General features: G+C 41.9%; 11 protein-coding genes. All 11 read left to right on the top strand.

What is annotated here, in order from left to right; genetic code table 11:
- Nucleotides 1–104: 104 nt before the first annotated feature.
- Nucleotides 105–908: a flagellin N-terminal helical domain-containing protein gene (locus C427_RS15430; RefSeq protein ID WP_007637866.1), complete on the top strand. Its 804-nt coding sequence runs from the start codon at nucleotides 105–107 to the stop codon at nucleotides 906–908.
- A 193-nt stretch (nucleotides 909–1101) separates the two neighbouring features.
- Nucleotides 1102–2538, top strand: coding sequence for a sigma-54 dependent transcriptional regulator (locus C427_RS15425; RefSeq protein ID WP_007637867.1), 1437 nt, complete (start codon nucleotides 1102–1104; stop codon nucleotides 2536–2538).
- 170 nt (nucleotides 2539–2708) lie between these two features.
- A complete protein-coding gene (locus tag C427_RS15420) occupies nucleotides 2709–3947 on the top strand; it encodes a sensor histidine kinase (RefSeq protein ID WP_007637868.1) in 1239 nt (412 codons plus the stop codon).
- A gap of 3 nt (nucleotides 3948–3950) precedes the next feature.
- Entirely contained in the window at nucleotides 3951–5303 is a 1353-nt protein-coding gene (locus tag C427_RS15415; protein WP_007637869.1) for a sigma-54-dependent transcriptional regulator, read from the top strand.
- A 319-nt stretch (nucleotides 5304–5622) separates the two neighbouring features.
- Nucleotides 5623–5949 carry a flagellar hook-basal body complex protein FliE gene (fliE, locus tag C427_RS15410; RefSeq protein ID WP_007637870.1) on the top strand — a complete coding sequence of 109 codons (327 nt, stop codon included), beginning with the start codon at nucleotides 5623–5625 and terminating at the stop codon, nucleotides 5947–5949.
- A 10-nt stretch (nucleotides 5950–5959) separates the two neighbouring features.
- Nucleotides 5960–7660, top strand: a complete 1701-nt coding sequence (gene fliF / locus C427_RS15405) for a flagellar basal-body MS-ring/collar protein FliF (RefSeq protein WP_015431044.1) — start codon at nucleotides 5960–5962, stop codon at nucleotides 7658–7660.
- Between the two features lie 37 nt (nucleotides 7661–7697).
- A complete protein-coding gene (gene fliG, locus C427_RS15400) occupies nucleotides 7698–8735 on the top strand; it encodes a flagellar motor switch protein FliG (RefSeq protein WP_007639169.1) in 1038 nt (345 codons plus the stop codon).
- 30 nt (nucleotides 8736–8765) lie between these two features.
- The gene (gene fliH / locus C427_RS15395; protein WP_007639167.1) at nucleotides 8766–9566 is read left to right on the top strand and encodes a flagellar assembly protein FliH; all 801 of its coding nucleotides are present in this window, start codon (nucleotides 8766–8768) and stop codon (nucleotides 9564–9566) included.
- 3 nt (nucleotides 9567–9569) lie between these two features.
- Nucleotides 9570–10904, top strand: coding sequence for a flagellar protein export ATPase FliI (gene fliI / locus C427_RS15390; protein ID WP_007639165.1), 1335 nt, complete (start codon nucleotides 9570–9572; stop codon nucleotides 10902–10904).
- Between the two features lie 10 nt (nucleotides 10905–10914).
- Entirely contained in the window at nucleotides 10915–11349 is a 435-nt protein-coding gene (gene fliJ / locus C427_RS15385; protein ID WP_007639164.1) for a flagellar export protein FliJ, read from the top strand.
- A gap of 179 nt (nucleotides 11350–11528) precedes the next feature.
- Entirely contained in the window at nucleotides 11529–13541 is a 2013-nt protein-coding gene (locus C427_RS15380) for a flagellar hook-length control protein FliK (RefSeq protein ID WP_007639163.1), read from the top strand.
- Nucleotides 13542–13568 lie beyond the last annotated feature (27 nt).

Below are 13568 nucleotides of genomic sequence, written 5' to 3'. Positions count from 1 at the left end.
TTTATAAGCTGTTATGGTTTTTTATCCCTGTAATTAGTTGGTTGTATTTTACACACTCTTGGTCACTCTGCTATTATATCGTTAATGTAGATGAGGATAAGTTTATGATTGGTTTTAACACTGAATCCAATACATCGTTATTACAACAAGTTCAAAACAAGCAAGAGTCAATATTCGAGAAGTTATCATCAGGCAAGCGTATTAATAGTGCTGCTGATGGCACAGCAGCTCAGCAGATAATTGACCGCTTGACCACGCAGGTTGAGGGTAATCGTCAATCTATTTTGAATGCTTTCGACGGTGTGTCTTTGACGCAAGTAGCTGAAGGTGGTTTAGCCGGTATTAATCAAGATGTGAATCGTATACGTGAATTGTCTGTGCAATCGGGTAACGGTTTGTTAAGTGACTCTGATCGTCGGGCGATTCAATCTGAAGTCACTCAACTTCAAGACAACATTTCACAAACTATCGAGCAAACCGAATTTGCTGGTAAATCTTTGTTATCGAATAATGGCAATATTGATTTTCAAGTGGGCCCTAACGACGGACAGAAAATTGCGGTGGCGACACAAGATGTAGCGGCCGGCTTGAGTGACATTCTGAATGTAGATTTAAGCACAGCACAAGGTGCAGAAAATGCGTTAGCGATAGCTGATACTGCTAACGAGTTTGTCGGCAGCGCCAGATCCGATTTAGGTGCAACCCAAAATCAATTTGAAAGTGCTGCGCGAAATTTAACTCAAACTGATAACAATGTCTTTAAGGCCAGAAGCCGTATTCAAGATACAGATTTTGCTCAGGCAGCATCAGAAAATGTTGCTGCGAGTATTTTGAGCCAAACCAGTTTTGCAGTGCAAGGCATGGCAAATCAACAACAAGGTCAAGTTCTGTCTCTGCTAAACGGCTAAACATCAGATGATGCATCATTATAATGAGCGGCTATGTTGCTCATTTTTTATGCATAAAATTTTACTTTTAGATCTTTGTATGAAAATCGTCCGACTTTAAAAATGCCTCAAATAGTATTGCTATCCCACCTCGAATGGTTAAAATCACACTAGATACAGTTAATTATAAAAACAACATGAGGCTGGAAGTGGAATGAGCAATATTTTGATTATTAGTTCTGACATAACGCGAGCAAATAATCTAAGTACCATTCTGACTTTTCTTGGTGAGCCTTGTACTAATGTTTTATTTTCTTATGCAATACAACCGCTTAAAGTTAAAAATGATATCAAAGCTATTTTAATTGATGCAGCCACACCCGAACTAGCCTGCGATATTAGTGAAAAATTTCCATATCAACCTTTCGTCTTGATCGGCGATTATGTCACTTTTGAGCCACAGAAAAATATGGTTGGATCCATCAGTGAGCCTATTACTTATCCAGCTTTAACTCAAATGTTGCATCGCTGCCAAGAGTACAAGCGCAGTCAGCCCAATACCAAGACCAGTGTCTACAACAAAACCCGTTTATTTAGAAGTCTGATTGGAAAAAGCAATCAAATTCAAGGTGTCAGGCACTTAATTGAACAAGTAGCGCCGACAGAGGCAAATGTGCTCATCCTAGGAGAGTCAGGTACTGGTAAAGAGGTCATCGCACGAAATGTACATTTCTTGTCAAACCGAACTGACAGTATTTTTATTCCCGTTAACTGCGGTGCTATCCCCGGTGAGTTGCTCGAAAGCGAGCTTTTTGGTCATGAAAAAGGTGCCTTTACTGGCGCTATTGGTACACGTAAAGGGCGTTTCGAGCTAGCTGAAGGCGGTACGTTATTTCTTGATGAAATAGGTGATATGCCATTACAAATGCAAGTGAAATTATTGCGTGTGTTGCAAGAGCGAACCTACGAAAGGGTAGGCGGCACTAAACCTATTAAATGCGACGTAAGAGTGATTGCTGCTACCCACCGTAATTTGGAAATTATGATTGAGGAAGGACAATTTAGAGAGGACTTGTACTACCGTCTAAACGTATTTCCTATTGATAGTCCTGCTCTGCGAGAACGAAAAGAAGACATCCCATTATTATTACAAGAGCTGGTGTCGAGACTTGAGTTGGATAATTCACAAATAAAGTTCACTGCAAATGCTATGACCTCTCTGATGGAGCACAAATGGGCGGGCAATGTGCGCGAGTTATCGAACTTAGTTGAGCGTTTGATGATTTTATATCCGAATCAATTGATTGATGTCAATGATTTACCTAGCAAGTATAAACATCTAGATGTAGAGGTTTACGAACCTGAGTACCCTGACGAGTTGTTAGAGCGTGATGCTATTAACGCAATGTTTGGTGGCGATGATAGTGAAGACAATGAAGAGGTTGATAATAACATTGATCACACCTTGTCGACTGAGTTGCCCGTTGAAGGCCTCAATTTAAAAGAGTACATATCAGATTTAGAAGTCAGTTTGATTACCCAAGCCCTTGGGCAACAAGACTGGGTAGTCGCCAGAGCGGCGGAGGTGCTTGGTATGCGTCGCACTACTTTGGTAGAAAAAATGCGCAAGTACAATATTAGTAAAGATTAGCCTTAGCATCTCAGTATTTCTAGCTTCAACCCTATAGTGTCATTTCATTGACGTTATATATTCTTAATAATGTCTTCTAACTATTTGATTCTATTGTAAATTCCTGTTGGCATGGCATGTGCTTTAGTCTACCTGTAATTATTCTGTCTAAGTATTGACGTGAGGAATGTATGGGTACCAGTAACATCTTGATTGAAACACCCCGTGATACTTTATCTGCTCTGGGCGAAGTGATCAGGCATGAGGCGTTGCAGAACGCGTCACATGTATCCAATACTAAGGAATTAGACGCATTACGTTTGCAAGCTAATCGTTTGGAGCATTTGCTACAAGTCATGCCTGCGGGAGTTGTGGTGATAGATGGCAAAGGGGTCGTTAGGCAATCAAACAACCTAGCAAAAACTTTGTTAGGTGAGCCTTTAGAAGGTCAATTGTGGCGAACCATAATTGCCCGCTCATTTAAACCCCAAGCAGATGACGGGCATGAAGTGTCACTTTATGACGGGCGTAAAGTCAAACTCTCCATCACTCCATTAGAAAAAGAGCCCGGACAGCTTATTGTGCTAACTGATTTGACTGAGACCCGTCAATTGCAGCAACGTATCGGGCATTTGCAGAAGTTATCTTCGTTAGGAAAAATGGTCGCTTCTCTGGCGCATCAAATTCGCACCCCTTTATCGGCTGCTATGTTGTATGCCGCGAATCTGTCTAATAATACCTTAAATAAGACGTCTCGAGAAAAGTTCAGTAGCAAGCTTGTTTCTAGGTTACGAGACTTAGAAAGTCAAGTAAACGACATGTTGCTGTTTGCAAAAAGTGGTGACCAGCAAGTGATAAGCGAAATATCACTTCAAAGCTTAATGCAAGAAGTGCAGCAAGGTGCCGATGCTATGTTGCAAAGTCAGCAAGCAAATTTAGTCCTTTCTTTGCCCGAACCAGACGTGATTATCTTAGGTAATAAAACTGCTCTAGTGGGGGCATTACAAAACCTTATTCACAATGCGTTAACGGTAAAACCGAAAAATGCACTGATTACTGTTGCTGCAAGTCGCCAATGTGGTAACCCTGACTGGGTCGATTTATCTGTTACAGACAATGGTCCTGGTATTAAAAATGAAAATTTAAGTCGAATTTTTGAACCCTTTTACACCACAAAAAGCAACGGCACAGGTTTAGGTCTTGCAGTGGTTAGAAGTGTTGCTCAGTCTCATCAAGGCAAGGTTCAAGTGACTAATTTAGTCGAGGGTGGGGCTTGTTTTACTCTGAGCTTACCTACCTATGATGTCAGTCAATCACCACAACAAACAATTGCATTAACAAAGCAAGCCAATGCACTAACAAAACAAGGCGTTGTGCCAACAAGAAGTGTGCATTCTCAACAATATTTTGCCGATGCGGCTGGGAGTTAAATTATGAGTCAAGCTAAAGTACTAATAGTAGAGGATGACGCGGGCCTAAGAGAGGCATTAGTCGACACCTTATTGCTGGGAGGTTATCAAGTCATTGATGCCGACAGTGGCGAGCAAGCCATGGTTAAGTTGTCTGAACAATCAGTCGACTTAGTGGTAAGTGATATCCAAATGGGCGGTATGAGTGGTCTAACATTACTCAAAAATATAAAAAATAAATACCCAAATTTAGCCATATTGTTAATGACCGCCTACGCCACTATTGATGATGCTGTTCAGGCAATGCGTGATGGAGCAACCGATTATTTATCAAAGCCTTTTGCTCCTGAAGTGCTGCTTAATTTGGTTGGTCGCTATGCACCAGCGCAAAAAGTAGAATCACGGACACCAGTAGTAGATGACCCAAGCAGCTTACAATTACTGGAATTAGCCAAAAAAGTAGCTAGATCAGAGGCAACCGTTATGGTTTTAGGGCCCAGCGGATCAGGTAAGGAAGTATTAGCACGTTTTATTCATGACCAGTCCAATCGTAGCCAACAAACCTTTGTGGCAATCAACTGTGCGGCTATACCGGAAAACATGCTTGAAGCAACACTTTTTGGTTACGAAAAAGGTGCCTTTACAGGGGCGATACAAGCTTGTCCTGGAAAATTTGAACAGGCTCAAGGTGGCACCATTTTACTTGATGAAATCAGTGAGATGGACCTAAATCTTCAAGTTAAGTTATTACGGGTATTGCAGGAGAAAGAGGTCGAAAGATTAGGCGGCCGTAAAACTATTGCTTTAGATGTCAGAATAATAGCGACCAGCAACCGTAACTTAAAACAAACTGTGGATGCGGGTGAATTTAGAGAAGACCTATACTATCGCCTGAATGTGTTTCCACTCACCTGGTTGCCGCTTGATAAAAGAGCCGGGGATATTATCCCTTTAGCCGAACATTTAATTGAACGTCATTGTCAAAAACAGGGCAATATCATATCTAAATTGACGGCGGCAGGTCGCAGTAAATTATTACAGCATAATTGGCCTGGGAATGTGCGAGAGCTTGAAAATGTGATCCAACGTGCGCTTATTTTATCTGACTGTAACCAAATTGATGCCCAAGACTTAATGATTGAGCAAGATATATCGGCACTAACTCAGTCTTCTCATTTAGATTTTGAAAAAGTTGAAGACGATAACAGTAAGTTAGGATCTGAACTGCGGCAACAAGAACATCAAATCATTCTTGATACTTTACAAAGTTGCAAAGGTCGGCGTAAAGATGTCGCTGAAAGATTAGGCATAAGTCCCAGAACCTTGCGTTACAAGCTTGCCAAAATGCGCGAAGTGGGTATTGAACTACCTGCTTAGCAATCAGTTTATAGCGTCGCATACGCGAATCTTTTAGCCACCTTGTCAGGTGGCTTTTTTTGTAGCGGGTTTAATAGCGCCTCAAGGTAATGACGACTTATTGATAAGTTTATTGCATATATCTGGCTCAATATATCTTCTGTCAAGAATATGACACATTAAAAGCATGACTTTTAATATGTAACACTATGAATTAATTGGTTATTATTTTTGTTGGAAACGATTATTACTTGGCACTTACCTTGCTTTAGTGATGGCTATAGTCAGGTAATTTAAAAGACATCATATGTCTTTACGCCTTTTGCAAGCGGAGTATCTTATGGACATCAAAGCACAGTCAATTTATCAAGAAATGCAAGGCATGGCCGAGCAGTCAAAATTGGGATTGGGTGATTCACATGCTATTCAGGGCAATCCCTCTTCACAAAACTTTGCTGATTTGTTGAGTAATGCTATTGGTACCGTCAATGACATGCAGTTAGAGTCAAAAGATAAGGCAATGGCATTTGAGATGGGCGATAAGAGCTTAAGTTTAGCTGATGTGATGGTTGCTAAAGAGAAGGCAGGCATTGCCTTTGAAGCCACTATCCAAGTGCGTAACAAAGTGCTTGAAGCCTATAAACAAATTATGAGTATGCCAGTTTAGGAGCTAACTAGTGGCTGAAGCATCAAGTACAGAATTAGCAATGAGTGATATGGGTACAGATATGTATCCAGAAGACTCAGGTGCAGAACAAAAATCTGGTTTTATGGACACAATCGGTAGCACCGATATGATGCGCCAAATCACTTTGATTATTGCCTTAGTAATATGTGTAGCGATTGCAGTGTTTATCTTGATCTGGGCTCAAGAGCCTGATTATCGTCCATTAGCTAGAATGGAAACACAAGAACTAATCGAAACCCTTGATTACCTCGATCAGGCACAAATTGATTACCGCTTAGAAGGGAACACAGTCTACGTAAGCAGTGAGCAATACCAAAGAATAAAATTAGACATGACCCGTCAAGGCATTACTCAGGGCGATACCGCGGGTGTAGATATCATCATGCAAGACATGGGGTTTGGTGTCAGTCAGCGAGTTGAAAAGGTACGCCTGAAACATGCAAGAGAACAACAAATCGCTAGTACCATTGAAGAAATGACCGCGGTTGCAAGGGCCAAAGTACTCTTAGCCTTACCAAAAGAAAATGTATTTGCTCGTCGCGAAAAGAAAGCCAGCGCCACAGTGGTGGTGACCACTCGCCGTGGGTCGATGATTTCAAGCGGGGAAGTTAATTCTATTATCGATATTGTCGCTTCAGCGGTGCAAGGATTAGAGCCAGATAGGGTGACAGTTACTAACAGTAATGGTCGCTTGCTGAATTCAGGGTCGCAGGGAGCCGAGTCGGCTCGCTCACGCAAAGAATATGAATTAGAGAAAAAGCGTGAAAGTGCCTATTTAGAAAAAATAGACTCCATCCTTATTCCAGTTCTGGGTTTAGGTAACTACACCGCTCAAGCTGATGTGACTATGGATTTTACCTCGGTAGAACAAACCCAGCGTAGCTATAATCCTGACTTGCCTGCTATACGCAGTGAAATGACGGTAGAAGATAATACTATTGGTGGGGTTATCGCCGGCATTCCTGGTGCGTTAACCAATCAACCTCCGCTAGATTCAAACATTCCAGAGCGTGCCAACGGTGGCGCGACCCAGCAAACTCCGGGACGTAATCATAAAGAAGAAACCCGTAACTACGAATTAGACACCACAGTCAGTCATACGAAACAACAAGTGGGCATGATCCGCCGTTTAAGTGTTTCAGTTGCATTGGATTATGTGACCAGCACCGCAGCAGATGGTACAGAATCAATAGCACCGAGAGCACAGGCTGAATTACTGGATATCCGCCGTTTGTTGCAAGGCGGGCTGGGTTTTAATGTGACCCGCGGTGATTCTTTAGAAGTGGTCAGTATTCCATTTAATCGTGAAGGTGAAGTGCCGCTGCCGGATATTCCGTTCTGGGAAGATCCTAAGTTTTTACCTTTGATTAAACTCGGTGGAGGAATTTTTATCATTGCTTTGCTTATCTTGGTCGTTGTGCGGCCTATGGTACGTAAACTGATTAATCCTGATGATATGAAATCAGATGAGTTTGATGCTGATGAAGGGTTAGACTTAGGTGATGATACCATTAGCCTGTTGGCTGAAGAGTTTGACGAATCGCAGGTCGGGTTTGCGGCAGACGGCACCTTTATGCTGCCAGATTTGCATAAAGATGAAGATGTACTGAAAGCGGTTAGAGCGCTGGTAGCAAATGAACCAGAGTTGTCTTCACAAGTTGTGAAAAACTGGATGATGCAGGATGATTAGGTTTAGACTTAACATTTTGCAGTTTGAGGATTAGATTGTGGCTGAAGAAGAACAGATTGAAAATACGGGTTATGATGTTACTAAGTTAGAAGGCGTCGATAAAGCCGCTATTTTGCTACTAAGTTTGACTGAAGATGATGCAGCGCAAATTCTTAAGCACTTAGAACCTAAGCAGGTACAAAAATTGGGTACAGCAATGGCTCAAATTGATGATATGACCCAAGGTAAAATTACTGCAGTACATAAACATTTCATCGAAGAAATCCAAAATTACAGCACCATTGGTTTCCAAAGCACAGATTTTGTGAAGCGTGCGCTTACCTCTGCTTTGGGTGAAGATAAAGCTGCTAATCTAATTGATCAAATTTTAATGGGCACAGGTGCAAAGGGCCTCGATTCATTGAAATGGATGGACTCAAAACAAGTCGCCAGCATTATTCGTAACGAACATCCGCAAATTCAAACTATTGTTATGTCATATTTGGATGCAGAACAATCAGCTGAAATTCTTAGTCAATTCCCTGAAAAAGTGCGTTTAGACTTAATGATGCGAGTTGCCAATTTGGAAGAAGTGCAACCTGCTGCATTACAAGAATTAAACGAAATTATGGAGAAACAGTTTGCGGGTCAAGCCGGTACTCAGGCTGCGAAAATGGGCGGCCTGAAATCCGCTGCAGATATCATGAATTATTTAGATACCAATATCGAAGGTCAGTTGATGGATGCTATCCGTGAACAAGACGAAGAGATGAGCCAGCAGATTCAAGACTTGATGTTTGTGTTCGATAACTTAATAGATGTCGATGATCGAGCGATCCAAACTATATTGCGAGAAGTGCAACAAGATGCGCTGCTTAAAGCCATCAAAGGTGCGGAAGGCGAACTAAAAGATAAAATCACTAAAAATATGTCTAAACGTGCCGCTGAAATGTTGCTCGATGACCTCGAAGCAATGGGGCCGGTACGTATTAGTGAAGTTGAAGCTGCGCAAAAAGAAATACTCTCTGTGGCCAGACGATTAGCTGACGCCGGTGAAATTATGTTAGGTGGCGGTGGTGGCGATGAATTTTTGTAATATAGCCGTTAGTTGTAAGGCAACTAAAGTATGAACACAGACGATCAAGATGAGAAAAATGAGCAAGACGAAGAATTCCAAGCATGGGATTTACCCTATGTAGAAGATATCAATCAAGAGGTGGTTAACAACAAAACCAATGCGTTTAATCGCAGATCTGATTGGAAGTATGAACCCCCTGAACCTGAGATAGAAATATTACCTCCTACAGCTGAAGAAATTGAAGCAATTAGAGAGGCTGCCTACACAGAGGGATTTTCTCAAGGTCAACAAGAAGGCCATGCCCAAGGGGCAGAAGTAGGCTTAATTAAAGGGCATGAAGAAGGTTTCACTAAAGGCTTAGAAGAAGGCATAACTCAAGGGGTAGCCACTGGCGAAGAGCAAGTGCAGCAACATCTTGATAGCTGGGTATCGTTGCTTGACAGTATTCAAAACCCAGTAGAAAATGTCGAAAAAGAGTTAGAGCAAGAACTGGTGTTATTGGCGGTTAGCCTTGCAAAAGGTGTGATCCGTAGCGAAGTCAAAACCAATACAGATCTTATTTTTCAAGCCTTGAGTGAAGGTTTAAAAGCCTTACCGATCCAAGAAAAAAATTATCAAATACATTTGCACCCTGATGATATTGAATTAGTTAATAATCATTTTAGTTCAGAAGAAATAGCAAAACATCATTGGGATTTTATTGAATCACCTGAATTGTCTGCCGGTGGATGTGAGATTGTCACGCAATCAAATGCTGTCGATATCACGGTAGAGCGCCGCGTTAAAGATGTCATCGACAAATTCCTTTTAGAACAAGGTTTAAGTCATATTAGTGAAGGTGACGAATAAGTTATGTCTACTGATATGTTAGACCGAATCAAACTTCTCAAAGATCAAGTGCCACACGCGCCTATTGTTGCCTGTGGCAAACTAGTGCGAGGTATAGGGCTAACGCTTGAAGCTGTGGGTTGTCAAATGCCGGTGGGTAGTCAGTGCCTGATCCAAACGATGGAAGGTGAAATCGAAGCCGAAGTGGTGGGATTTGCCGAAAACATTACCTACTTGATGCCCACAGAAGCAGTCAAGGGAATAGTGCCAGGCTCACGTGTGCAACCTCTGAACCGTGAACAAGGTTTAGCTGTTGGTATGGAGTTACTGGGCCGAGTCGTAGATGGCAATGGTCAACCTTTGGATGGTTTAGGCCCTATCAAAGCTGAGAAACGGGTGCCTTTATCCAAGCCTCCAATGAACCCGTTATTGCGCAAGCCTATAAAGCAACCCTTAGATGTGGGGGTCAGAGCAATCAATTCTATTGTGACCGTGGGTTTAGGTCAGCGCATGGGTTTATTTGCTGGTAGTGGTGTGGGTAAAAGTGTGTTGATGGGGATGATGACACGCGGTACCGCAGCCGATGTAGTGGTCGTTGGGTTAGTGGGGGAGCGAGGCCGAGAAGTCAAAGAGTTTATACAAGATATTTTGGGTGAAGAGGAGCGCGCAAAATCTGTGGTGGTCGCCGCGCCAGCCGACACGTCGCCGCTAATGCGCTTAAAAGGTTGTGAGACCGCTGTGACTATTGCTGAATATTTTCGTGACAAAGGTTTAAATGTATTATTACTGATTGACTCCCTTACACGATACGCCATGGCGCAACGTGAAATTGCCCTAGCCGTAGGAGAGCCCCCTGCAACCAAAGGCTATCCGCCTTCGGTATTCGCCAGATTACCAGCACTAGTAGAGCGAGCGGGTAATGGTAGTGAAAATCAAGGTTCGATTACTGCATTTTATACGGTGTTGACCGAGGGCGATGATTTACAAGATCCCATAGCTGATGCTGCTAGAGCAATATTGGATGGGCATATTGTACTCTCTAGGAGTTTAGCTGATTCAGGGCATTACCCCGCTATTGATATTGAAGCATCAATCAGCCGAGTGATGCCTATGGTGGTTTCTGAAGAACATGTCCAAGGTGCCAGACGTATTCGTCAGGTGTATTCTAATTACCAGCGTAACCGTGACTTAATCAGTATTGGTGCGTATAGCAAAGGTACCGATCCTAGGATTGATCTAGCCATTAATGCAGAGCCTGCAATCAATGCTTTTTTACAACAGGGTGTGCAACAAATTATAGATTTTGATCATAGTACCGCTGATATGGCCACCTTAAGTGGTGGGTTGGGCAAGGGGTAATGATTAACTAATGGCACAATCTCAATTACAAATGGTCGCAGAATGGGAGCGACAAAAAGAACAGAAACTGGTGCAGGATTTTCAGTTAGCCCAACAATTTCACCAAGACAATAAGCAAAAACTGTCTGGATTAGAAAACTATCGTTTAGATTATTTGCGGGAGGCTCAACTGCGTGCCAAACAAGGGGTTGGCAGTGTCATATTTGGTCAACACCAGCAATTTATTGGAAAGTTGGATAAAGCCTGTGAAATGCAACAGCATGCTTTAAATCAAGCTATGAGGGTCGCAGACCAACGGCGTATGCAATGGATGGCACAACAACGAAAACGTAAAGCGGTAGAAATGTTGCTAGATAAACAGCATAAAGCCAAACTAAGGCGCGAGGATAAGCAAGAACAGATCATGCTAGATGAACTGTCATTGCAAAAATTTATGCGCAAGTAATGGTTTCTAATATATAAGTTGGAATGGTCTTTGCTAATTCATACTTAGAAACACAAGGTAACGGTTAATTTTAAGTTGGACTCGTGACAGGTAAGCTAATCAAAAACGGTACGTAAATTTAAAAATCTATATAAGTCAGTCGATTAGCCACAATGTCTTAGTTTGAGGGATAAAAAAGTATGATGCAACATGTTGCCACAGCTAAATCAGAAGTTGCCGCTTTTGACAGCTGCGCCCATTCCAATTCGTTTAAAGGCTCTGAATCAAATGAGCAATTTGGAAAATTATTACAAGATCAAAAATCGAGTCATACATTAGCTGATGCACCGCCGCCCCACTCGCCAAGAAAAAGAGCGTTGCAACAATCTATTGATGAGACACAAGAAGACATAAATAATAAACATTTAAAAACTCATGCTGAGTCAAATGTTGCTGATCAGCGCAACTATAAATTTAAGAATGGCGACGCAGAAGCAGAGTTGCAGTTGGTTTCGCCCTCAAAACAGAATGCTTCAATATCAGATGTTGAAGCAGCCGATGTCGCTGCCCAAGAATGGATGTCGTTAGTCGATAACTTGCAGAAACTGGCAAATATTGCCCGGTCCACAAAACAATCTTTAGCTGATGTTGAGACTGAATCTCTAGTTGTATCTGTTGCTGACTTAATATTATCCGATAAAGTTGATAGTGGTTTACTGGAACAAGTTGCCGAGCTGCATACTATTGGTGACATTAATGCCGCCCCAGAAAAGTTTAGTCTTCGACAAACCGACTATGTAGATGAGAATACTGTCGCTCCTGTTCTCAAAGATACAGATCCATTAGCCTTATTAATTCAAAATGCATTAGAGAAACTGACAGCTAAGTCTGAAACTGACCAGGTTCTTTCAAGTGATATGCAACAAAAAGTCGCTCAGTCATTGTTAGAGCAGTCAGGCGTTTTACAAAATTTGATGTTAGCCAATCAGCCAGTTGAAACAAGCTTGCCAGTAGACTTAAGAGCAGATGAGAATAAAAATCTGCTCAAAACATTATTGGTTGACGCTGAAACTGACATAGCTAGTTTACAACAAACAATAAAATCGGCTCAACTTACTGTATCTGATACAGCAGATAGATTAGTGCAAGCCCAACATGCTCAGACACTGATCACAAAATTAGAGTCTGTTGCTGAACAGTCCAAGTTGCTTGAGCAAGATGCTCGAATGGCCTCTGGCAATTTACTCAACCTGGGAAAAGTTGAGAACGTGACCCGTAATAATGACATAAAAAACATTTTAAACTTGACGGATAGTAAGCTCGATAAAGTATTAGAGAATATTGCCCAGCGCGTATTTGATAGTAAAAAAACTGACGAAGCAATAAATCCCGAACACATTGCTCAGCAGTTAGTTATTCCCAAGGCTGCTGACATCATTAGTTCAGTTGAATCCTCATCAAAAGAATTTGTCTCCGCATTGAAGTCAGGAATAGAGGAGTATAAGAATCAGTTATCTCAAGGTAGAGAGCCGGGTATTGATTTGAAAGCATTGATATCAGAAGCGTTAGCAAAATCGACGGAGTCAGGAGTCTTAGCTAAGGCCCCGGTCAACCTAGAACAGATCGTCAGCAGCGTTTCTCAAGTGTTAGATTTTGCCCAAACAATGAACCGTGCGATTGAGCATCACCACGACCAAATCTACAGCGCGACTTTAAGAGATGCGGCACAAGTTCAGGGTGAACAAAGTAAACAAATTCAATTAAATCAGTTTGAGTCCAAGTTTGAGAAGGCAATTAATATTGCTAAACCTGAAGGTCATCTTCAGTTAGCCGAAAAAGTCCGGTGGATGGTGAACACTAAAAATTTAGTGGCTGAAATTCGACTTGACCCTGCTGAGTTGGGTTCGGTGTATGTGAAAGTCGCAGTATCCGGTGAATCTGCAACAGTGAATTTTGTGGTCCAATCACAACAAGCACGAGATGCAGTAGATACTGCTACACCAAGATTAAGAGAAATGTTTGCTGAAAAAGGTATTGAGTTAGGCCAATCCTCAGTGCGCCAAGAAAGTGATAATCAGCAAAGTCAGGGTGATGCTGAATCAGCTAATCAAGGTGGCAGTAATAATGATGACGCTGAAGATGTATCTGAGCAGGTTTTAGGCCAACATAATATTGTTAATGGTGCCCTTGGTGGAATTGATTATTTTGTGTGATTTATAGATGAATTTGCAAGGATCTAG

Origin of the sequence: Paraglaciecola psychrophila 170 (assembly GCF_000347635.1) — a bacterium.
GTDB classification, from domain to species: domain Bacteria; phylum Pseudomonadota; class Gammaproteobacteria; order Enterobacterales; family Alteromonadaceae; genus Paraglaciecola; species Paraglaciecola psychrophila.
Note: the sequence above shows the minus strand (reverse complement) of the source record. Positions and strands in the feature narration are given on the sequence as shown.